A 23,153-nucleotide genomic window follows, 5' to 3' on the forward strand; every position below is an offset into this window, starting at 1 on the left:
AGGATATTTATGAAGTTAATTAGAAATGCTCAAGTGTTTTCTCCAAAGTCACTTGGTCAAATGGATGTATTAATTGCAGGAAATAAAATTATAGCAATTGAACGTGATCTATCAGAGTTTTCCAACCAGTTTGTTGATGAAATTGATGCTAAAGGGCAGATTTTAACGCCTGGTTTTGTGGATTCTTTAGTGCATATTACCGGTGGTGGTGGCGAAGGTGGCTATGCGACTAGAACGCCAGAAATGAATATTGAAGAAGCGTTTATTGGTGGTGTTACCACGGTAATTGGTGCTTTAGGGACTGATGCAGAAACCCGAAGTCTAGAGAACTTGTTAGCTAAAGCATATGGGCTTGAAGAGCAAGGGCTTTCGGTTTATTGCTACACAGGCTCTTATCATTTTCCAATGGGGTCCATTACTGAGTCAATTAAGCGTGACATTATGTTAATTGAGCGATTTATTGGTGTTGGAGAGGTCGCTATTGCCGATCATCGTAGTTCACAGATGAGTGTCAGCGAGCTTTCACGAGTTGCTTCTGAAGCACGCGTGGCAGGAATGCTTTCTGGTAAAGCAGGCATCGTTAGTATCCATGTGGGTGATGAAGATGAAAAACTCTCTTTACTAACACAAGTTGTTGAGCAATCTGATATTCCTGTTAAACAATTTTATCCGACTCATATCAATCGGAGTAAAGCGTTATTAGAAGCTGGCATTTTTTATGCTGAACAAGGCGGAATGTTAGATTTTACTACTAGTACAACAGAGCAAATTATTGAGCAAGGCGAAATACCAGCAGCTAAAGCACTCGCTTTAGCGTTAGAAAAAGGTATCGATGTCGCTCAATTAACCATGAGCTCTGATGGTAACGCTAGCTTACCTACCTTCGATAATAAAGGGCAATTGATTGAACTTGAAGTTGGCAGAGTCAGCAGCTTGCATCAATCCATGGTTGACGCAGTGCTAATTCATCAAGTACCGCTAGAATTAGCATTAGCAAGTATTACTCAATCACCTGCTGCTATTTTATCCTTAAAAAACAAAGGGAAGGTAAAAGTAGGTATGGATGCTGATATTAATTTGCTAGATGCTGAAACACTTAAAGTGCAAGCAGTTTTCGCGAAAGGTCAACAGGTTGTTAAAGATGAAAACGTGTTAATTAAAGCACCATATAGCTAACTCATTTTTTAGTTAAAAAAGATACGTTTTAATTCATCTCTAAGTTGAATTATTAAATGAAAATAATCACGACCAAATCTTAAAGGGGAGGGTTGTCTAAATTTTGTTAAACCTTTAAGACAGATAAAACTATAAATACAAATAAAAACAAAAAAACATCAATACAATATTGAGGAAGTAAACATGAAAACATCGAAAAAAGAATACTTTAAAAAAACGGCATTATGCCTTGCGATCTCAACAGTAATTTCGTCGCCTAGTGTGGCCTTTGCTGAAGAAGTTGAGGCGAAAATTGAGGGTATCGAAAGAATTAATGTTACTGCTTCTCGACGAGTATCGAGTATTCAAGAAGCACCAATGAATATTACTGCGTTAGATAGCGACGTAATGAAAGATCAAAACATTACCGCTGCTGAAGATGTGGCAAGATGGGTGCCTGGTTTAACCATCTCAGATCAAGGTGGGCGTGAAGGGGCTTCTATTATTGTTCGTGGTTTAAATACCAATTCATCAGAACGAAGTGCTGATGGTGGAACTGTTGCAACTTATCTTGGTGAAATGCCATTTAACGCAGATCTGCGTTTAACCGATATTGAAAGAGTCGAAGTTTTAATCGGTCCTCAGGGAACGTTATATGGTGCAGGTACCCTAGGTGGTGCTATTCGCTATATGTTAAAGCAACCTGAGCTTGATATAACTGAAGGTGAAGTTACAGGTGATATATTTACGTTAAGTGAAAGTGAAGGCACTGGAGCAGAAGCGGGGCTTATTTTTAATACTCCTATCATTGAAGATGTATTGGCGGTTAGGGCAAGTGTTAATTATTTTGATACACCAGGTTATGTTGATTACACGCATGTGGTGAGAGAGCCAGGAGTGTCGCTTCCTGATCCTGACTGGAGTAATGAAGCAGCCATTAATGAAAACTTAAAGAGTGTTGCCGATGTAAACGACGAGCAAATTACTACAGCTCGACTATCTGTTCGTTGGCAACCAACAGACTGGTTTGATAGTACGTTGAATTATTTCTATCAAAAACAAGAAAATGGCGGTAACTCAATTGTTCAGCATAACACCATCAATAACGCTAATGGTATTGCCAACAGAATTAATGAATATGATTCTGCTTATCGTGTGGAAGAGCCAAATGAGAAAGAAGATGATTTACTTAGTTTAGAGCTTAAAGCCGATTTAGGTTTTGCTGAGTTAGTTTCTGCATCGGGGTGGTCTAGTTATGACCAAGTTGGTCAACGAGATCAAACCGATCTTCTCTATGATATTTGGAGCGGCTACGCAGACTTTCCTTCATTTGTTGCCTATACCCGAGATACTGGCGTTGAAGATAGCTTTACGCAGGAAATTCGTTTAGTGTCACAAAGTGATTCAGCTTTAAGTTGGATTGTTGGCGGCTATTACAACAATACAGAGAGTTCATCAGATGATAGAGAATATACGCCAGGTTTAACTGACTATTGGGGTGGCGGTATTCCCAATGTTGAGAAAGATCTTGAGTATATTGCGCTTAGTTCATCTGAGGTAACAGAATCTGCTCTGTTTGGTGAATTGTCTTATCAAGTAAACGATAAGTTGAGTTTAACCGTTGGAGCAAGATTTTATGAATATGAAATCACTTCAAGTTCAGGCTCTGCTACGCCATTATATTCAGGAGATTTTGAAGAGTTAGATCAAATTGAATTTGACCACTCTAAAGCTGAAGATGACGGTAATTTATTTAAGTTCAATGCAAGTTATCAATTATCTGAAGATATGTTGGCATATTTTACGGTCAGTGAAGGTTTTAGGATTGGTGGTGCAAATGGTTTAAAAGACTGCCCAGATGAATTACCCGAGCAACAAATTGTTTGTGCACTACCTAATGAAGTTGGTTATGAGCCAGATACCACAACGAACTATGAGTTAGGTTTTAAGAGCACTTGGTTAAGTAATAGAATTCATTTTAATGCAGCTGTATTTAATGTTGATTGGGAAGATGCACAAATAGCTGCTGTTTCAGTGAATGGGCAAGAGAACATTACGTCTAATGCCGGTGCCGCTAATTCCAAAGGTACCGAAATATCAACAAGAGCAATGCTGACAGACTCTATCATAGCTTACGCAACATACTCATACGCAAAGGCTGAACTCACTGAAGATGCACCTTATTTATTTGGCGTGAAAGATGAGCAGGGGACAGCGCTTCAGGATTACTACGATGGCAGCAAAGGCGATCGTTTACCGGGTGCACCAGAGCATCAGTTTTCTTTAGGTGTTAGTTATGAAGCAGAGGTTTTCGATGATAAAATGCTTATTATTAACTACGGTTTAACAGCGCAAAGTGATGTGTATAGTAAAGTGGGCTTAAAGGCTGATGGTGAAATACTTTCAGGTTACGCTTTGAATAATATATCGGCGAAACTTGAAGGTGGAGACTGGTCTGCAACATTGTATATTGACAATATGTTTAACAAACATGCAAAAACATCAGTACGCCGTGATAAATCATGGGCTGGAATGGCGAAGTTTGAACAAGAAAACCGAGCGCTTCCAGAATTACAGCGTGTGTATGGCCATTATGTGACTAAACCTTTAACCGTAGGTGTAAAATTTAATTACGTTTTTTAGGGATTAACTCCCGTTCTGTTTCAACTTCCCCCTTTAATAGGGGGAGTTTTATTTTGAGTGTTTTAAACGATATGACCCCTAAGCAGTTACATGCAAAAGCAGTAGAAGCATTAAATCATCAGAATATAAAGCAAGCCCATGCGTACCTAGTGCAGTTAGTTAAACTTGTGCCTGATCATGCTGACGGTTATTTTTTGCTCGCGATGGTAAATATCAATGTTGGACAACTTGTTAAAGCAAGTAAACTAATTGAAAAAGCATTAAGTTTTAATGATCTTATAGAGTACAGAGCGCATTTAGCTAAATGTTATGCCTTAATGGGCAAGCTCACACAAGCGAAAAGTTGTATTGAGAAGGTTGATGTAAAAAATATTAGCAAGGCATTAACCGCTGATACCATAGGGGTTGTTCTTAGTCGCATAGGGCTTCATGAACGCGCAATAGTCTTTTTTCAACAGGCGATAAAAATTGATAGCAGTAATGCAGATTATTTTTATAATTTTGGTGTGTCGAGTAAATTTTTAGGAGATTTACAGCAAGCTAGAATAGCCTATGAAAAAGCGATTGCTATTAATCCGATGCAAGTAGCTGCGCATTTTGCTTTATCTGGGTTAGGTCAGATAACTTCGCAAAGTAATCATATTGACCGTTTATTAACACTAAAGCGTCAGCCATTAAACGCTGATGAACAGTTATATATTGGGCATGCTCTGGCAAAAGAATATGAAGAGATAAATGATTATGATCAGGCGTTTTATAGTTTACTGTATGCTAAAAAGGCCAAAAGTAAGCAAGTAGGCTCTACTCGTTCTCGAGATAAAAAAATGTTTAATCAGCTTTATCAGTATATTGACTCGGGTCGACTAGAACAGAAAAAGGGGGTTGTTGATGACTCGCCAATATTTATTGTGGGTATGCCTAGAACCGGCACTACTGTCGTTGAGCGAATGTTAACCCGTCATGAAGAAGTTCACTCAGCAGGCGAACTCCATGATTTTCCTTTGTTAACCAAACAATTGAGTGAAGAAAATAGCCCACACTTACTAAATGATGATGTTTTACGTGCAGCAGAGCGCATAAATTATGAACTATTAGGCAAAACATACATTCAAAAGGCAAAGTCAGTTGCTAATTGCCCATCGAAGTTTGTCGATAAATTGCCATTAAATGTGCTTTACACGCAACTAATTTTGACTGCATTACCGAATGCTAAAATTATTTGTTTAGAAAGAGAACCTTTAGATACCATTATGAGTAATTTTAGGCAACTATTTGCGTCAAACTATTCTTTGTATCACCACAGCTTAGATATCAATGACTTATGCCGTTTTTATATGCAGTTCAAAAAGCTAATATCAATATATCAAAATAAATACCCTAATAACTTCATCAAAATAAGCTATGAGCGACTCGTTGAATCACCTCGTGTTGTTGGAGAGGAGGTATTTAATTTTTGTGATTTATCTTGGCAAGATGATTATGCATTAATTGAGAACAATCATCGCCCTGTTGACACTGCTAGTGCTATTCAAGTAAGACAGCCTATAGTAAGTAGTAATATTGGCAACTGGAAGCATTATAAAAATCACCTTGAAGAAATAAAGAACTCTTTACTTACTGAGAATTATAACCTTAATAAATAATACCATTCTGCATAAAGAAGTAACCTTATAGAATGACATAGGCGAGGTTTAAAGGCTTATATTTCATTGGTTTACAGGCATAAGTCAAAGGCTCAATTTAATAAATGAATATAGAAACAAAGTGGTTGAAAGATTTTATCGTATTATCTGAAACGTTAAATTTTTCAAGAGCATCAAAATTAAGGTTTGTTACTCAACCAGCTTTTAGTCGTCGAATTAAAGCGTTAGAGAGTAATATAAACTGTGAGCTATTTAATCGAGGCACACACCCCGTTGCGTTAACAGAAAAAGGTTTGGCATTTAAAGCAATTGCTTCAAAAATGTTAACTGAGCTTGAAGAGGGCATTTCGCGATTAAATGAAAATAATCATTGTTCCTTACCCATAAAATTTGCCACTACTCATACTTTATCTACCGGGATATTCCCCCTTATTGCTCAACATTTATCGGGTTTTGAACCGAATGTTTCTACGGAATTAAAAATTGCTGACTCTGATGATTGCATTGACATGTTAGCGAACAACACTTGTGACTTTCTTCTCTCTTTTAGTGACCCTGAATTAGAGGTAAAGAAAAAAGATTCGCTTTTTATTGGAAAAGTTAGGCTGCTACCTGTTTGTATTCCTAATAAAGAAGGCGAACCACTGCACAACTTAACTCAGAGTAGTCACTCAATACCGTATTTAGCCTATCAAGCTAATATTTACTTAGGAAGAGTGGTAAATAATTTAATTGCTAATAATTTGATGAAAGTTAATGTAGTAAAAAGGTTAGAGTCATCCATGGCTGATAACTTAAAAATGATGGCAATTAAAGGTGTTGGTATCGCTTGGATACCTGAATATAGTATTCAAGAAGCCCTTAAAGATAAATCTTTGGTTATTTGTGGTGATAAAGAATGGCAACCAGAGTTAGAAGTAAGGATTTATAAAGCGAATAAACTTTCTGTATTACAGCAAAAGCTTTGGGACTATTTAGCAAGTAAAATAACACCACAACAGCATTAATTAAGCATGATAATAACAAAAAGCTAGTTTATCTTTTTTACATTGGTACATAGCCTGATCAGCTTGTTTAATTAATTCTTCTCCTGAAATATCCGTGTTTGGTTTATAAATGCTAACGCCGATACTACTACCATAACTGATCGACTTTTCGTCGTGTATAAATGCTTGTTTAAAGCCTGATTGTATTCTTTGTATTGCTAAAGAAATATCATTTTCAGTGTTAATGTTATCAAGTAAAAGAATAAACTCATCACCTGACTGGCGAGCAAAAAAGTCTTTGTCTCTAATTGATTGATTGATTGTTTTTGCAACATGTATAAGTAATTTGTCACCTACGTCATGCCCGTAGGTATCATTTATTAATTTAAAACCATTTAAATCAAAAAAGAGTACTGCTACTTGGTATTGCTCACTTGATGCTTTTTTTAGTTTTACATTTAATTCATTGATTAAATAATCTCGATTAGGTAAGCCTGTTAAAGCATCATGGGTGGCTTTAATCGTCATCTTGTTTAATCGCTTTTGGTGAGAAAAAATAAAACGAAATATTATCGTGAGTAATATAAGGCTATAAAATAACTTAGCGATAGTTGTTAACCAAAATGGTGGCGGTATATCCAAGTTGATTTCAAGTAGGTCATTATTTAAAACATTATCTGAATTGGTGGCTCTTACTCTTAAGGTATATTGATCGTAAGGTAGGTTACTTAACATGATGGTGCTTTGTTCTAAAGACTGCCAAACGGCTTGGCCTGGTAATAATTGGTATTCATATTTGATAGATTCTGGCGATAAAAACTCTAATGCGCTTAAGCTAAAAGAGTAAAAGCTATCATCTGGGGTAATTGTAATGTCATTATAACTATTTAATTGAGGGTATTTTCTATCGGCGACTTGTACAGAAGAGAGTTTAAGCGCAGGGAATGTTTTTTGTTCACTAATTGATGTCGTCGTAAAATAAACTAAACCTTCATTACCACCCAACAAAATCGTGTTATCTTGATTCGGGTTAGAAGCGTTATCATTAAACTCCATGTCTAGCCAATGGAATAGACTGGTAAATAATGTCACTTTAAAATCGTTTGGTGAAACGTTAAAGACAGATTTTCTTCCGGTAACCCAAACATTATTATCTAAGTCGATAGAAAGTGATTTAACGGTATTCTCTGGTAATGAGTTCTCAGACGAAAGATGCTTTATGATGTGCCATTGTGAATCTTTATTAGCTAGTACATAAAGCCCGTTACTTAATGTTGCGACCCAAAGCTGATTATCTAATAGTCTCATTGCGGTTATATGATAATTAGCAATACGTTCATTCGGTAGTATTTTTTTAACCTTATCTTTAACAACGCTCATCATGCCATATTGACTGGCTACGATATATTCACTTGGACTGTATTCAATAATATTTGTTATATAGCCTGATGAGACATTAAGTAAGGTTTCAACAAATTGTTCTTGTTCAATATCAAACTTAGCGAAAGAGCCATTGTAATAACCAAGCAACAAGGTGTTGTTTGTTACTTGCATGCTATAAATACTTCTATTTCTAATTCTTTGCTCAGTAAGGTAGGGGTTATCAAAAATTATCGCCTTATTTTCTTTAGGTAAAAATTTTATTAACCCTTTATTTGTACCTAGCCAAATCGTATTTTTTTGAGGATATATTGACCAGATAACCGTTCTAGGTAACCCTTTAGCGTTTTCAGAGCTAGGGTAGGTAGTTAATGTATTTTCAATGATATTAACTTTGTTTAAGCCATCTTCTGTAGCAAACCAAATATCATTATCATCTCTTGCGACAGACCAAACATGCTTATTAGTAATGTTTTGATATTCACCAATATGTTTAATAACTCTATTTTTGGGATCGGTAACGGATAATCCATTGGTTGTTGCAACCCACAGTAAGCCAGAATTATCAAAAAATAATTTACTTACATTGTTATAAGGTAGGGTGTAATTTATTTGTGGATGGTAGCCACTTTGAATATTGTGCTTTGTTTCAGGGGTAAAATGGCTAATCCCATCATAAAAGTAACCTAACCACAATCCGCTATCTCTTTTAGCTAAAGACCAAATACTTTTATTACTAATTGCATTATCTTTACCAGAGTAATGTTCGATAACCTTATGTGTGTTTGTGTCAATTTTTAATAGACCGTCTTGCGAAGTGGCTAGCCACAGTGAAGACTCTTCAAGCAAACCATCATAGACTTTAAGGTCAGAGTAATTAATTGAAGCGTTATTCTCCAAAGGCAGTGAGGTAAAAGTGAATCCTTCTGGATTCATTAATTTGACTCCCTGCTTACTGGCAATCCAAACCTTATTGGTATCTGACTGCACAATAAATTTAACCGAATGGTCTTTTAGCCCTCGCCAAATTATTTTTTTTTGTTGATTTAGTACAAAGACACCATGACTGGTACCAAGCCAAATATTCTTTTTATCATCTTGGGTGATGTAAAAAATTATCGGTGCAGGGGTTATATCTTCTAGCATAATGTTAATAAATTCATTCGCGTCATCATTAAAGAGATTAACGCCATTGCTAGTACCAACCCACAGTTGATTTTTCTCGTCTTCAAATAAGCTAGTTATATCGTTACTGTTAAGACTATTAGCTTTATTAGGAATATAGAAATAATTAGACATGTTTTGACCATCAAATCGAGTCAAACCACCTTTGGTGCCTATCCACATGATGCCATTGCTTCTTTGAAATATGGTGTTGATATACACAGAGGGTAAACCGTCTTTTACGCTAAAGCGCCTAAAGTGAAGTTGCTCATTTTCTAATGAATAAACTTGCCCTTCAACCAGTTGAGGTATTAACGTTAGTAAAATTAGTATTAATACTCGGCGCATAATTTTATATAACCTCTATTACTTGTTTCGTTAATTGTTTTGTTAATTGTTTATCAATAGCTGTTTTTGCTTTGATAGTTTATTCATTGTGCTTTGTTTGTTTTTTGAATATTCCTTGATTAAACGCAGTTGTTGTGAGTGCGATGATTTCTTGTTGAGATAAATTAAGCTTATTACGCTTACTAAAGCCAAAGTAAGATACATTATCTTTATTATCACTACGCTCAATAACCGTGGTTTTTAATTGTGCTTTTTTTAAATCGTTAATAAGTAAGTTTGAAACATTTATTGAAGTGATAATAATATCTATGCGATCTTTTAATATCATCTCAATACCAATGCGTACACTTTGTACCTCGATTTTATTTAAAGAACTATCTTCATTAAATTTTCTAAAATAAGTGGTGCCTCTGGGAACGCCAATTATCTTATCTTGAATACTTTGGTAGTTAATAATGTCTATCTCTTTTTTTGCAATGACAACGAGTTCTTCTTCTATTGTATAAGGGGCATAAAACGCAAAAGCTTCTCGTTCCTTACTTTTATTTAACCCCGCAATGACATCAACTTGACCATTTTTTAATAGCCTGACACAACGAGCAAAATTGGGTGATGCAACAAACCGTAAGGTCTTATTTAGCGTTGTCGCAAGCTTTTCTAGCCCAGTGATATGGATGCCATGAGGGGTAGGACCTACAAATTGGTAGGGAGGATAATCATCAATACAAGCGGTGATATAATCAGTTTTTGCAAAACTAAAAGGAGTAAAAGCGATTATGGATAAAATAAAGATTAACTTAAAGTTCATACTGTTAGTGTAACTGAGGTTTGCTTAGTTTTCTACAGCAGAAAATGGAGCCTTTGAGGCTCCAATATAAATGACTTATTAATGCTTTAATTTAATAAGGGTTACTTGGGGTGTAAAAGTTATTATTATTACCATTAATAGAAATATTCATGGCATCGCCATTATGACTATGAGTGAAAACATTATAACTTTCACCAGAGACAAGCTTCGTTCTTAACACATCTAAATAACTGACTGCTTGATTACAACTAAGGGTTTGCCTCTGCGTTTGTGTCGTTTCTCGTAAAACATAAACTTCTCCATATCCATCAACGACACCGTTTCCGTTACTTGTTAAGAACATTGATGTACCTTCGCTTGCGGCAATAGAGAAAAAGTTACTACTATGATGACCTAACGATACAGTGGCTCTGCCCATACGGTCTCGCTCTTGAAAGTGAGTGTCTGTCAGTGAATTATTTAACATTGGAATGGAAATAAACCGGTTGCTAAACTGTAAAGTATTATGGCAAAAATTAGTGACTACTTCAGAAGAAACAGCACCTTGAACACCATCAGGATCATAAATACTGTTAGCCATTAAAGCCATGCCTGCTGAAGTACCGCCAACAACGCCACCTTTATCAAATACATGTTGTATTGCAGTTTGTACTGAAGTGCCATGCCATTGATTAAGATAGTCTGATTGATCTCCCCCTGATATCCAAACAAACTCAGCACTTCGAATCGCCCAATCTACATAAGGATCATTTGCTTTCGTTCTGGTATCAATAATTAACGTTTCAACAGAATTAGCACTTGTTAACCCCTGAAGGTAGCCATTGTATGCATCGGTACCTGATGTACGTAATACAACAATATCACTATTTGTACCAATATGAGGCGCTACTCGATTACTAAAAGCTGAATCTACATCAGAGCCTCCACCCATAAGCAGTACAGCACCATTATCTTGCGTTAATGAAGAGCAGTTGTCGTTGCTATTTCCAACGATATAAGCTTTGAGTGTTCCTGGTTTGCTTGGTCTTGATCCATAGCTACAGTCATTAGTTGGCGGTGGTGTAATATCGCCTTCAGGAAAGGTTACATTGAGATCATACCAGCCTGAGCCTTTATAACGAGTTAACTTTACATAATAAGTACCTGCCGAGGTTGCTTGAAAGCTACCTGTTTCAGGGCGATTATTTGTATCGCCTTGTGCTACAGCTGAGCCACTTTCTTGATACAAGTGCCAGTCAAAATCATCTCTACGATGATGATCTAAGGAAATATTGATACTGCCTGCTTGAGAAACTTGAAACTCAAACCAATCGATATCATTTCTACTTAAATTACCCTCAACGGTTGTATTACTGCAAATACCAGAATTTGCTGAATTTTCGCTATTATTTGATTCTATTTCACTTGTTAAGCATGCATGGCTATTAGTAGAAATAAAAAGTGAGGCTGTCAGTGATACTGAAAGAATAGTTTTATTGATATTCATTGAATTTTTCCTGAATTTATAATTATTGTTATGCCTACCCTCGGTTAGGTGGGTATGGATTTATTGATAATTCAGGTGAGGTTATTCGTCGAACCACTCGCTTAAGTGGAAATTAACTGAGCATTCTTTGAGATCACTTGGGCGTATTACATAGAAATAGTTCATATACGTCTCCTAAATGATTATTGAAGTGTTTTTGTTGCAGAACATACTGCAATAACACACTGACACAGATTGTTTATTTATTCAACAGATCTTGGTTTGGCTCACTTTTTAAGATATTTACAGAGATGTTTTTTGTTTTATTCTTTAAAAATCATTTATTTATTGTGCTTTTTGTTTTTGCTATTTGGTGTTTAATTCACACAGACCTAACTAATTATGCCAAATTTGCATAATCTACAGCAGAAATAAGCATTGGAACTAAATACCCTAACTCATTATTGTTGCACCATTATTTAACATTAAAGGTGTATAGGAGCTGTTGATCTTTCGAAGTTACATTTTCAGTAAAGTTCAACACGCGCTAAAAAAAGCGATGGAAAATTTTAGTTACAGACAAGAAAAAGACTTACTTGGCAAAATGGAGATTATAAATACAGCGTATTTTGGTATTCAAACACAAAGAGCGATTAATAACTTTGATCTTACAGAAAAAAAGCTAAAGCATTACCCTGAGCTAATTAGGGCTTTGGCTTATATTAAATCAGCCTGTGCTAAAGCCAACAGCAAGCTAAATGATTTGTCTGAGGTTAAAAGTAAAGCAATATGTACTGCCGCAAATAAAGTGTTATCAGGTGAATACGATCATTCTTTTCCTATTGATATGGTACAAGGTGGTGCAGGTACTTCAACCAATATGAATATTAATGAAGTCATTGCAAACATTGCACTTGAAGAGTTGGGAATCGAAAAAGGTAATTATCAGCACCTACACCCCAACACGGATGTAAACATGTCGCAATCAACTAATGATGTTTACCCAAGTGCTGTTAGGCTAGCGGTGTTATTTAGACAAGAGCCCTTACTGATGGCGCTAGAAAAATTAGTGCAAGCCTTTTCTGAAAAAGGTGTTCAATTTTGTGGTGTATTAAAGCTTGCCAGAACTCAATTACAAGATGCGGTACCAATGACCTTAGGCCAAGAATTTAGTGGGTTTGCTAATACGCTAAAGGAAGATATCAAATTATTAAAACAAACCAGTGCACTGTTAACAGAAATTAATATTGGAGGTACTGCTGTTGGCACCGGTATTAATGCGAAAGAAAACTTTGGCAAATTAGCCATTGAAACACTGTCTGAATTAACAAAGTTGAACTTTACTCAAGCCAGTGACCTTATTGAAGCAAGTTCAGATATGGGAGCGTTTGTTATTTACTCAGCGGTTTTAAAACGTTTAGCTTTAAAGTTATCAAAAATTTCGAATGATTTAAGGCTTTTGAGTATGGGGCCTCGAGCGGGTATTGGAGAAATATCACTACCCAGTAAACAACCCGGTAGCTCTATTATGCCAGGCAAAGTGAACCCTGTTATTCCTGAAGCGGTAAGTCAGTGCAGTTATCAAGTGATTGGCAATGATATGGCAATAACAATGGCGGCAGAAGCAGGCCAATTACAGTTAAACGCAATGGAACCATTAATTACAGTAAACCTACTTGATTCAATGAACATATTAACTAAATCAATGCGTATGTTTAAAGTACATTGTGTCGACGGTATTAAAGCAAATAAAAGCCGTTGCAGTGATCTGCTTGAGCAAAGCTTAGGGTTAGTCACGGCACTAAACCCTTATTTAGGTTATGAAATGTCTACTGTAGTCGCAGAGCGAGCGCTAGCAGGAGGTGAATCAGTGATTGATATTATCAAAAAAGAAAAATTACTCACCCCAGAGCAGTTAAGTACCATCTTAAATATAGAAAAAATGACACAACCAATATAAAAGTATGCATCAGTAAGAGGAAAAGAGTAATGACAGATTATTGTGAACAAAGAAGGCTGATGAATACCTTTAAAGTTATGCTAAAAGAGCAAAAATATCGTTCTCAAGAAGAGTTAGTTTATGAATTAGTGAGTCGGGGGTTTAGCAATATATCTCAGTCTAAAGTCTCAAGAATGTTAACTAAAGTTGGTGCTATTCGCACAAGGAATGCTCAAAATAGAATTATTTACCAGCTACCCGATCAATTAGTTATTCCAAAAGTAGATTACGCTATTTATAGTATCGCTTTAACCATTAAACATAATGGATATCAAATAGTACTTAAAACAGGCTCAGGAGGTGCGCCTTTAATTGCCAGAGTGTTAGATTCATTAGAAGAATCTTTTGGAATACTCGGTACGATCTCGGGGGATGATAGTGTGCTCATTATTCCAAGTGATGTTAGTAAAGTAGACGATATTACAAAACGAATTTCAACCTTATTTAGGCTCCAAGTACATTAGAAAAATGCTCTATCATAAAGTAGATAATTGTTAATGGTTTTTCAAAACGTTGTAGAGGAATACACAGCTGAATTACCCATGAAAAATAGGAGTTAAGCTCTATACGTGCGTTGAAAATTATTAATGAGTTATTTGCTGTTTAGCGTAATAACTCATTAATAATTTATTAAAATATTCAACGCTAACTTTCTTGTTGGCATTGCCATAAATATCAAAAGCAGCATCATTTGTTTTATTACGATTATTGCAGACCCAATCAGAATTGCTTTTATGCAGCGGTGACTCTTTAATGATGACTTTTGCATGTTCTGAATCGTTATCATTGACAACCTAAAGTTCAGGCTACAAATCAAAAGCAGATATCTTACCAACGACATCCTGTGCAAATTCATTTTTAGTAGAATTTTTTTTCGCTAAAGATGCAAAATATAGGGTGGATTAGTTTTAAATTCTCAATTTAAAGTTGATATTAGAGTATATTTGCTAAATATTGTTTTTGTGTGGTTTTATATTGCTCTAAAGTGTGCTTTTGCTAGTATGGTTGTTATATAGAATTAACTTAAGAGTACAAACAACATGTCACTTGAGCATTACTTTTTGCCTTTTAGAAATAATGTTAATGGCCAAAATTTGAGCCATAAAATTAACGGTAAAGAGCTTTCAATTATCTATGCTGATTGGACCGCTAGTGGAAGATTGTATCAACCCATTGAAGATTATATTAATAATAAACTAGGCCCTTATGTTGCCAATACGCATACAGAAACCAATTTAACGGGTAGTGCTATGACTCACGCTTATCATGACGCCCAAAGTATTATTAAGCGTCATGTTAATGCGTGTGAGAATGATATTTTAATCACTGCTGGTGCAGGGATGACGGCTGTTATTAATAAGTTTCAACGTATACTCGGTTTACGTATCCCTGAACGTATGCAAGATCAAGTCAGCTTTGCTGAAAATGATAAGCCTGTTGTTTTTATTACTCATATGGAGCATCACTCAAATCAAACATCATGGTATGAATGTGATGTAACGCTTGAAATAGTAAACCCTGACGAAAAGGGGAATCCATCCAAAGAACATTTAATTGCATTACTTGAACAATACCGAGATCGTAAAGTGAAAATAGGATCTTTCACTGCGTGTTCAAATGTTACGGGGATTAAAACGCCTTATTATCAGCTTGCTGAAATTATGCATGATTATGATGGTTTATGTTTTGTCGATTTTGCCGCCTCAGCACCTTATGTCGATATTGATATGCACCCTGCAAATCCTCGTCAATGCTTAGATGCTATTTACTTTTCTCCTCATAAATTCTTAGGTGGACCAGGTAGCTCAGGCGTTTTAGTGTTTAGTAAAGCGTTATATAAAAACAAAGTGCCAGATCACCCAGGTGGTGGCACTGTTACGTGGACCAATCCTTGGGGTGAACACAGTTTCTTTAATAATATTGAGATGCGTGAAGACGGCGGAACACCTGGTTTTTTACAGTGTATTCGTACTGCATTAGCGATAAAGTTAAAAGAGGAAATGGGTGTTGAAAATATAGCTGCGCGTGAAAAAGAGCTAACCGAATACGTGATGGGTGAGTTAAGTAAGAATGAAAAAGTGGTGATGCTTGAGCCAACCATCAAAGACCGCTTAGCAATTGTTTCATTCTATGTCCCCGGTGTTCATTACAATTTGGTCGTAAGGTTATTAAATGATCGATACGGTATTCAAACACGTGGAGGTTGTTCATGTGCAGGTACATACGGACATATTTTGTTAAATGTTGATCAAGGGACTTCGCAAAAAATCACCAAACAAATCGATTCAGGTGATTATGCTGATAAACCGGGTTGGATCCGCGCTTCATTTCACCCAACAACGTCAGATAATGAGGCTCGATTTGTTGTGAACGCAATTAATGAAATTACTGAAAACATTGAACAGTGGGGCGCAGAATATCGTTTTAACCCTGCTTTGGGTGATTTTGAACATAAAAATGCTGATATTGAATTTCCTAGTTTGAATGACTTTGAGCCACTAGGTAAAGCGAGTGTCGCGATAGAAGCACCTAAATTGGCTATAATTAGAAAATTATTTGGTTAAGTTAGCCATATCTTAAATAAGCCTTCAATGAGTGTTAATAAGTTAACCTCAGGCTCGGGTTAAGAGGTAATTTAACTCTGAAGTAAGGAAGAATAGCAGCTAGGGAGCTATTTTTTATCCCGATCTGATACACATTAATGCATAGAAGGCTTAATCATTAATGTGTATCAGCGTGACTTTGAGCTCAAGTTGGCTTTGAATCTTGATAACTTTATCATATTCATTTTCCATATAGTTTTGTATGGAAAAACAGGATCTACAGTAAAGTTATTGCCAGAAGAAAAATTAGAAGATATGTAACCACTTAAATAAAGTTCATTAGCTCGGGTTGCTAGGGAGAATAAATACGCTCAAAACCAGCTTCGCTAAATCCGCTCATGCGTTTTTTACCGACTAAAATAACAGGCACGCCTTTACCACCAAGTTTATCAAACTCCATTTTCGCTATTTTACTTTTTTCTATGTTCTTTTCGGTATATCGGATTCGTTTACTTCCAAAGTATTTTTTCGCTTTTTTACAATAACCACACCAGCTGGTGGTATAAATGACTACTTTTTTACCAACATCTATAGAAGAGGGTTGATAAGTTACTGTCTCAACAGAATTGATGAGCTTAATGTTAAGTGCTTCAACCTCGTTTTGAGTATCTGGTTTTCTATCGCCAAAGTGTACCTTGCCATTTTCATCAACCCACTTATATATTTCTTGCGCATGCGACGAGGTAAAGATAATAAATAAAGTGATAATTAATAGCTTGATATATTTCATTTTTATTGAGTCTCGTAAATTATTCGATGCAATTTTTTATTGCCAATGGTCGTTCTAACGTGGAAGTTTTAATTTGTTGGTGCTATTCAGCTTTTGAACTGATAGAAAGAATAGGAAACTTACTTTGACCAAAAGAAACCGTGATTGATTGCGTTTCATTCGGTTCAAAATTTAACTTAAGATGCTTTGGCGATTTACGTTTTCCATTGGCAAATAAGGCGAGTAAATGCTCTTGTTGCAGCACTCTATTTCCTGAAGATGAATTTGTCATGGTAATAACAGCCCAGCGCTCGCCTAATTCATTACTCATCAATACATAATTATTTAAGTCAAAATCATTAGGTTTAGGTTTTATATTTTCATCATTTGGAAAAGACATATTGATTTGACCGGAAATGGCGCGATCAACCGTCAAAGCTTTTGACTCATCAGCACTACATGGCAGTACACATAAAAGTGAAATGAATAAGGGGACAGTACGTCGATACATATATTCTTCCTTGAAAAACGAGTGTGATAGAAGTTGTGCTTTATCTAAAATACTATGTAAAGAGTAACTCATCAATACAGAACCATTATGTCAGTTCAATGTTTTATTTAATACTTAATTGTCGCGTGTAGTGAGTTTTTAGGAGTTAACTCTGAAGAACTCGTACGCTTCATTAGCAAGTTCATGCTTAAATTACCACTAAACAAACTCGGTCGTTTTCAATGTGGCTGCGAGTTAAATTAACAAGTTACTTTAACAACTTATTTTAACAAATTAGGTCTCTACATGAATAAAGTCTTTAGCTTGCTGCTCATTATGTTTTTTAGTTTTTCAGCGTTTGGTCAATCATTATTACTTAGTTCGCCAGATAAAAATATATCGCTTAAAGTCACGAACCAGTCAGGCTTTGTTCAATATGACATTACCTCTCATAATGAATTGATATTATCGAAGGCTAAAGCGAATATTACATTTTCATCAACTGACAATGCACAATCGAAACTACAATACTTATCTCATAACATAACCACAGTAAATCAAGTGGTTAATCCTGTTGTTCAACAAAAATCTAAAGAAATTATTGAACATTATAATCAGCTGTCTATTCAATTTGATAATGAGTTATCCATAGAGTTTCGTGTGTTTAATGAAGGGGTCGCTTATCGTTTTAGGTCAAAGTCAGCGAGTGAAATAGAGGTTTTAGATGAAGACGTAACTCTGAATTTCAGTGGTGACTTTGTTGTGCAATACCCGTTAGAAAAAGGTTTCTATTCTCACAATGAACGTGCTTATTTAACAAAAACTTTGCAGAGTATTTCAGCAGAAAATCTAGCTAGCTTACCTTTGCTTGTTGAAACCCCTAATCAAAAAGTCGTTTTTACTGAGTCGGGATTGAAAGATTACCCAGGGCTTTGGGTGGTTGGAAGTAATAAAAATAGTCTCCATGGAACACATCCTAAGCGAGTGAAATCAGCACAACTTAAAAAAGACTCCGATAGAAATGAGAACATAACTCAGCGATATAATGATATTGCTGTGATAACTAGAGAGCAGGGTGTTGACTTCCCTTGGCGAATTTTTGCTATTAGCCAAAATGATTCCCAGCTTTTAACCAATGAATTATCATTTTTACTAGCAAACCCGCTGGAAATTGAAGACACCTCTTGGATAAAACCAGGCAAAGTCGCTTGGGATTGGTGGAATGCGAATAACATTTACGGCGTTGATTTTAAGTCAGGCATCAATACACAAACCTATAAATACTATATTGATTTTGCAGCAAAATATGGCATTGAATACATCATTCTTGATGAGGGGTGGTATGAACTTGGCAATGCGCTAGAAATTGTACCCGATATTAATTTAGAAGAAATTATTAGTTATGGTAAGCGTAAAAATGTCGATATTATTTTATGGGTAATCTGGGAAACGATTGAAGATGATTTAACTAAGCTATTAGCGCAATATGCACAGTGGGGCGTTAAAGGAATAAAGGTTGATTTCATGCAACGTGATGATCAAGCTATGGTGCAATATTACTGGCGCGTGGCAAAAGAAGCAGCGAAAAATAAACTTTTAGTGAATTTTCACGGTTCATACAAGCCAGCAGGGCTAAGACGTGCCTACCCTAATGTGATTACACGTGAAGGTGTACGCGGCTTAGAGCACAACAAATGGGCTGATTATATTACCGCAGAGCATAACTTAACTTTGCCTTTTATTCGTATGGTTGCAGGGCCTATGGATTATACACCCGGTGCAATGGTTAATACGCAGCCAGAAAACTTTAGAATTTCATTTAATCGGCCAATGAGTAAAACAACGCGCGCGCATCAACTAGCCTTGTATGTGGTGTTTGAAAGTCCATTACAAATGCTAGCAGATAGTCCGTCAAATTATTTAGCTAATGAGCAAAGTACTGCCTTTATTAGCAAGGTGCCAACGGTTTGGGACGAAACAAAAATTCTCTCGGCTAAATTTCAAGATCATATAGTTAGCGCAAGACGTTCAGGTGATGAATGGTTTATTGGTGTGCTAGGTAATAGCCAAGCAAGACAATTTAATATTGATTTGAGCTTTTTAGGTCAAGGTCAATACCAGTTAACATCAATGAGTGATGGCATAAATGCAGATAAATTTGCCAGCGACATAACTAAAAAAACTCAACAGGTCACGAGCCAAAATAAGTTAACGATTGAATTAGCACCCAGTGGTGGTTGGGCTGCTCGAATTACGCCAAGTAACTAAGTTTACCCGCTCTTATCACATACTGTAAATACAGTGGAACAACGTTAGGTAATATTAAGATGACAATAAAGCAACATATTGAAACCGAGTTAGTATTCGACGGTGATGATAATCATGATCCTTATGGCGCGGTTGTTCCTCCTGTATATCAAAACTCCTTATTTACTTTTGACAGCTGGGAAGCTCTAGAGCAGGCGTTTGCAGATAAAGAAAATAGTGTTATTTATACTCGTGGTAATAACCCTTCAGTGCAATATACTGAAAATAAATTAGCTTTATTAGCAGGCGGTGAAAAAGCCAAGCTTTTTTCTTCAGGCATGGCTGCCGTGTCAGCGGGAATTTTACATTTTCTATCGCAGGGCGATCATTTAATTACTGTAAGTAATATTTATGGGCCAACAGCAACGTTAATTCGCGATATGTTAATACCAAAGATGGGAGTTGAAGTCACTTATGTGACGGGTCATTGTCTTGATGAAATTATGGAGGCAATAAGACCAAATACCAAGCTTATATACCTTGAAAGCCCTTCGTCAGTAGTCTTTTCTTTGCAAGATATAGCACAGATAAGTTTGCTTGCAAAAGCGCATAATATTAACACCATGATTGATAATACTTGGGCGACTCCGCTTTATCAAAAACCATTAGCGTTAGGCATCGATTTAGAAATGCATTCTTGTACCAAATACCTTGGTGGTCACAGCGATATTATTAGTGGAGTATTAATTGGCAGTCAGTCACTGATCAACAAAATCAGTATGAAAGAATATGAGTTATTGGGCGCAACATCATCTCCTAACGATGCAAGTATGCTATTAAGAAGCTTGCGTACTCTACCAATAAGAATGGAAAGGCATCAGCAAAGTGCTATGCGTATTGCTAACTTTTTAAATGATCATGAAAAAATAGCAGAAGTTTTTTACCCCGGCCTTAGTTCATTTACTCAATCCTCGCTTGCTGCGCAACAAATGACCGGCTATAGCGGTTTATTTAGTTTTAAGTTGCAAACAGATAATTTGGTATTAATTAAACGTTTTTTTAATGCCCTTACATTGTTTCAAAAAGGAGTAAGTTGGGGCGGACATGAAAGCTTGATTTATGCACCTGCTATAAGTTGCAGTGTAGAACAAACACCAGAGCATATGAAGCGCATGGGGTTATCATTCAGCAATATGCGTGTTTCGATAGGGTTAGAAAATGTTGATGATTTGATAGCCGATTTAACTCAGGCGCTAGCAAAAATAGAATAGGGTGTTTATCTTTGTGGTGAATGATTAAACAAAGATAAACACGCCCTAATAATGTTTGTTGATTAATCTTTGTCGTAATCAGTAAATTTATTGAATTTTATTATTGACGTTAGCTCTTCACCGTATAGATGACCTTTTTCTGAATAACGATCAAGTTTGGTAACAAGAACATAAGGGTCATCTGTTATCATTTTGGTTTGTCTAAACTCAGCAAAAGCGGCACTTCTTGCAAGGGTACGATAGTAGTCAAATACAGCTTCTTCAACACTACGGTATTTCTTTACCCAGATGGTTTTATCGCCACGTTTTTGCAAAGCGGCAATGCGAGGTTCACCTTCATCAAAAGACCATACACCAAAAATATTATTCGCTTTTCTAAAAAAACGAGAAGTTGCCCACGAGCTTTCCATTGCAGCTTGCGCTATAGCGATACTTCGAGGGTGAGGTTTAAGTGCCATGAGTAGTTCATCATGAGTATTGGCTTTATATTCAATTTTCAACTGTTTAATTTTCTCAGAACTCTTTCCTTGCTCAATAGTCTTTTTAACCTCTTGATATTGTGATAGTAGTTTGGTGTAGACGGTATTTACTGCTGGAACAATAAGGGCTTTAAAGCGCGCTTTTTTCTCTTGAACTGTCATTGGTGGTAAATCACTATCTTTTTGGTAGAAGTAAAAAGCGACAGAAGCAGTTATTATTAATAGTAAAATTAAAACAAGTATTTTAGTTTTGTTTAATTGCATAGATATCCTTATATATCTGAAAAGTAAAACTATTAGCTAAACGAATAGCGTTATAAGCGTTAATGTTGAGTTAATGTTATTGAATTATTAATAGTAACAGGTATCGGCTTTTAAATTTAATACCTTTGGTTAGTTCAGTGATGACATCATGCTTTATGAGTTGATGACAATGTTAATTTTTTACTTAATATGACAATAAGGATGCCTCCAAGGACTAACCCTGATGATTCAAGCAAACGCAGCGTTATGACTTCATGGGTAAATATTACTCCGCCTAATGCTGCAATTATTGGCACAAGTAATTGAATGACCGCTGATTGTGTAACGGTAAGCCCGCCAAGTGCAATATACCAAACAGCGTACCCTAAGCCAGAGGTTATAGCGCCAGAGACTATTGCGAGTAAAACCCCGTCTAAGGTTATATTTGCTTCCTCGAAAGTAAATATAACTAAAACAAAAAGCATAGGAATTGTGCGTAAGAAGTTATAAGCAGTGTCATTTAAAGCTTGTGCTGATGCCTTGCCTACAAGTGTATAAATCCCCCATGCTAAACCAGCGACACTCATTAAAATAAACCCTAAAAGCGAAGGCGTTGTAAGTCTGGGAATGATTAAATACACAAAGCCTGAAAAAGCCAGACATAAGCCAAACCATTCAGCATAGTGTAATCGATTACCTAAAATAACATTGATGATAATCATGCTTATTTGAACGGCGCCAAATAAAATTAATGCGCCAGTTCCTGTGTCTAAAGAGATATATCCATATGAAAATGATACGGCATATAGAAATAGCATACTGGCAGCCAACCAACTCCCTTTAGATTGTGTTTTTTTAGTTTGATTAGTTTGCTTAGTCTGTTTAGATATTAAGACTATAGCTAATAAGGTAATCGCTCCTGATAGCAGGCGAATAGCGGTAAAGCTTGCAGGGTCTATTGAGGTTGTACCTAATGCCAACCGACACAGTATTGAGTTTCCAGCAAATGCTATCAGTGCAAGTAATGCACAGATCATGATGTTAAATGGGGGATTTTTCATAAGTCCTTAGAGTATCTGCTGAAATAATAAATGACAATATCTCGGTTGAAATTAGTTCAAGAGAAAAATAATACTAATCCGTATAAGAAGGTGACGTCTTATCTAGAATGTATGGGCATAGAAGCACAGCTTATACGTGCCAAATATTATCTAAGTGACCACTTTTTTTGTGGAATGTTTATGCGAAATTTTTATACAAAATGGTATTAAAAAACTAAGGCGTGTATATCTTTACTTAATCATTAGTTTGAGAGATGAAACCCCGTTAATCAAGACTAAAGGTGTTGCTCAGTACTCTTTTACTCGTTTTCGTTAATGCTTGTTAAAAAAGAGACTGTTCGATTTAAAGTTGATTATAAATTACCTTATTTAGCTATATCAAAAGTTATTTATCAGGAGATTAATGTTGCAATAGTGTAAGCCTAAACTTGAACAATCATGATTGAATGATATCAATAA

The 23,153-nt window shown here is 36.0% G+C and carries 16 protein-coding genes; 9 read left to right on the forward strand and 7 right to left on the reverse strand.

Annotated elements, in window-relative coordinates:
- Positions 1-9 precede the first annotated feature (9 nt).
- From iadA to D1094_RS10705, 4 genes are all read left to right on the forward strand, one after another.
- Positions 10-1,176: a beta-aspartyl-peptidase gene (iadA, locus tag D1094_RS10690; RefSeq protein WP_118960093.1), complete on the forward strand. Its 1,167-nt coding sequence runs from the start codon at positions 10-12 to the stop codon at positions 1,174-1,176.
- A 183-nt stretch (positions 1,177-1,359) separates the two neighbouring features.
- Complete coding sequence (locus D1094_RS10695; RefSeq protein ID WP_118960094.1) at positions 1,360-3,798, forward strand: TonB-dependent receptor; 2,439 nt, start codon at positions 1,360-1,362, stop codon at positions 3,796-3,798.
- A gap of 53 nt (positions 3,799-3,851) precedes the next feature.
- Positions 3,852-5,441 (forward strand): sulfotransferase, encoded by a 1,590-nt coding sequence (locus tag D1094_RS10700; protein WP_118960095.1) that lies wholly within the window; start codon positions 3,852-3,854, stop codon positions 5,439-5,441.
- A gap of 104 nt (positions 5,442-5,545) precedes the next feature.
- Positions 5,546-6,448, forward strand: a complete 903-nt coding sequence (locus D1094_RS10705) for a LysR family transcriptional regulator (RefSeq protein WP_118960096.1) — start codon at positions 5,546-5,548, stop codon at positions 6,446-6,448.
- On the opposite strand, the gene D1094_RS10710 is transcribed toward D1094_RS10705, so the two are convergent.
- The 3 genes from D1094_RS10710 to D1094_RS10720 form a co-directional block, all read right to left on the reverse strand.
- A complete protein-coding gene (locus D1094_RS10710) occupies positions 6,449-9,319 on the reverse strand; it encodes a ligand-binding sensor domain-containing diguanylate cyclase (protein ID WP_118960097.1) in 2,871 nt (956 codons plus the stop codon). It abuts the gene before it with no gap.
- A gap of 79 nt (positions 9,320-9,398) precedes the next feature.
- A complete protein-coding gene (locus D1094_RS10715; RefSeq protein WP_118960098.1) occupies positions 9,399-10,127 on the reverse strand; it encodes an ABC transporter substrate-binding protein in 729 nt (242 codons plus the stop codon).
- Positions 10,128-10,218: 91 nt separating this feature from the next.
- Positions 10,219-11,613, reverse strand: coding sequence for a pre-peptidase C-terminal domain-containing protein (locus D1094_RS10720; protein WP_118960099.1), 1,395 nt, complete (start codon positions 11,611-11,613; stop codon positions 10,219-10,221).
- A gap of 538 nt (positions 11,614-12,151) precedes the next feature.
- On the opposite strand from D1094_RS10720, the gene D1094_RS10725 reads away from it, so the two are divergent.
- From D1094_RS10725 to D1094_RS10735, 3 genes are all read left to right on the forward strand, one after another.
- A complete protein-coding gene (locus tag D1094_RS10725) occupies positions 12,152-13,552 on the forward strand; it encodes an aspartate ammonia-lyase (protein ID WP_118960179.1) in 1,401 nt (466 codons plus the stop codon).
- A 29-nt stretch (positions 13,553-13,581) separates the two neighbouring features.
- Positions 13,582-14,055, forward strand: coding sequence for an ArgR family transcriptional regulator (locus D1094_RS10730; RefSeq protein ID WP_118960100.1), 474 nt, complete (start codon positions 13,582-13,584; stop codon positions 14,053-14,055).
- A gap of 576 nt (positions 14,056-14,631) precedes the next feature.
- Positions 14,632-16,155 carry an aminotransferase class V-fold PLP-dependent enzyme gene (locus D1094_RS10735; protein WP_118960101.1) on the forward strand — a complete coding sequence of 508 codons (1,524 nt, stop codon included), beginning with the start codon at positions 14,632-14,634 and terminating at the stop codon, positions 16,153-16,155.
- 331 nt (positions 16,156-16,486) lie between these two features.
- On the opposite strand, the gene D1094_RS10740 is transcribed toward D1094_RS10735, so the two are convergent.
- Together D1094_RS10740 and D1094_RS10745 are read right to left on the reverse strand one after the other, a co-directional pair.
- Positions 16,487-16,924: a glutaredoxin family protein gene (locus D1094_RS10740; protein WP_118960102.1), complete on the reverse strand. Its 438-nt coding sequence runs from the start codon at positions 16,922-16,924 to the stop codon at positions 16,487-16,489.
- An 82-nt stretch (positions 16,925-17,006) separates the two neighbouring features.
- Positions 17,007-17,414 (reverse strand): hypothetical protein, encoded by a 408-nt coding sequence (locus D1094_RS10745; protein WP_118960103.1) that lies wholly within the window; start codon positions 17,412-17,414, stop codon positions 17,007-17,009.
- Between the two features lie 285 nt (positions 17,415-17,699).
- On the opposite strand from D1094_RS10745, the gene D1094_RS10750 reads away from it, so the two are divergent.
- Together D1094_RS10750 and D1094_RS10755 are read left to right on the forward strand one after the other, a co-directional pair.
- The gene (locus D1094_RS10750; protein ID WP_118960104.1) at positions 17,700-19,661 is read left to right on the forward strand and encodes a glycoside hydrolase family 97 protein; all 1,962 of its coding nucleotides are present in this window, start codon (positions 17,700-17,702) and stop codon (positions 19,659-19,661) included.
- A gap of 59 nt (positions 19,662-19,720) precedes the next feature.
- The gene (locus tag D1094_RS10755; protein WP_118960105.1) at positions 19,721-20,911 is read left to right on the forward strand and encodes a PLP-dependent aspartate aminotransferase family protein; all 1,191 of its coding nucleotides are present in this window, start codon (positions 19,721-19,723) and stop codon (positions 20,909-20,911) included.
- Positions 20,912-20,973: 62 nt separating this feature from the next.
- Here the strand turns inward: D1094_RS10755 and D1094_RS10760 are convergent, their stop codons facing one another.
- Complete coding sequence (locus D1094_RS10760) at positions 20,974-21,654, reverse strand: glucosaminidase domain-containing protein (RefSeq protein ID WP_118960106.1); 681 nt, start codon at positions 21,652-21,654, stop codon at positions 20,974-20,976.
- A gap of 146 nt (positions 21,655-21,800) precedes the next feature.
- Complete coding sequence (locus tag D1094_RS10765; RefSeq protein WP_118960107.1) at positions 21,801-22,694, reverse strand: DMT family transporter; 894 nt, start codon at positions 22,692-22,694, stop codon at positions 21,801-21,803.
- Between the last annotated feature and the right edge of the window lie 459 nt (positions 22,695-23,153).

It is taken from the genome of Colwellia sp. RSH04 (assembly GCF_003545765.1).
GTDB lineage: Bacteria > Pseudomonadota > Gammaproteobacteria > Enterobacterales > Alteromonadaceae > Colwellia.

What these genes read in the sequence shown, in the direction of transcription:
- D1094_RS10710 (WP_118960097.1), bottom strand. Translation starts at nt 9,319, where the DNA reads ATGCGCCGAGTATTAATACTAATTTTACTAACGTTAATACCTCAACTG.
- D1094_RS10715 (WP_118960098.1), bottom strand. Translation starts at nt 10,127, where the DNA reads ATGAACTTTAAGTTAATCTTTATTTTATCCATAATCGCTTTTACTCCT.
- D1094_RS10735 (WP_118960101.1), top strand. Translation starts at nt 14,632, where the DNA reads ATGTCACTTGAGCATTACTTTTTGCCTTTTAGAAATAATGTTAATGGC.
- D1094_RS10765 (WP_118960107.1), bottom strand. Translation starts at nt 22,694, where the DNA reads ATGAAAAATCCCCCATTTAACATCATGATCTGTGCATTACTTGCACTG.
- D1094_RS10705 (WP_118960096.1), top strand. Translation starts at nt 5,546, where the DNA reads ATGAATATAGAAACAAAGTGGTTGAAAGATTTTATCGTATTATCTGAA.
- D1094_RS10725 (WP_118960179.1), top strand. Translation starts at nt 12,152, where the DNA reads ATGGAAAATTTTAGTTACAGACAAGAAAAAGACTTACTTGGCAAAATG.
- D1094_RS10750 (WP_118960104.1), top strand. Translation starts at nt 17,700, where the DNA reads ATGAATAAAGTCTTTAGCTTGCTGCTCATTATGTTTTTTAGTTTTTCA.
- iadA (WP_118960093.1), top strand. Translation starts at nt 10, where the DNA reads ATGAAGTTAATTAGAAATGCTCAAGTGTTTTCTCCAAAGTCACTTGGT.
- D1094_RS10730 (WP_118960100.1), top strand. Translation starts at nt 13,582, where the DNA reads ATGACAGATTATTGTGAACAAAGAAGGCTGATGAATACCTTTAAAGTT.
- D1094_RS10760 (WP_118960106.1), bottom strand. Translation starts at nt 21,654, where the DNA reads ATGCAATTAAACAAAACTAAAATACTTGTTTTAATTTTACTATTAATA.
- D1094_RS10695 (WP_118960094.1), top strand. Translation starts at nt 1,360, where the DNA reads ATGAAAACATCGAAAAAAGAATACTTTAAAAAAACGGCATTATGCCTT.
- D1094_RS10745 (WP_118960103.1), bottom strand. Translation starts at nt 17,414, where the DNA reads ATGTATCGACGTACTGTCCCCTTATTCATTTCACTTTTATGTGTACTG.
- D1094_RS10740 (WP_118960102.1), bottom strand. Translation starts at nt 16,924, where the DNA reads ATGAAATATATCAAGCTATTAATTATCACTTTATTTATTATCTTTACC.
- D1094_RS10755 (WP_118960105.1), top strand. Translation starts at nt 19,721, where the DNA reads ATGACAATAAAGCAACATATTGAAACCGAGTTAGTATTCGACGGTGAT.
- D1094_RS10720 (WP_118960099.1), bottom strand. Translation starts at nt 11,613, where the DNA reads ATGAATATCAATAAAACTATTCTTTCAGTATCACTGACAGCCTCACTT.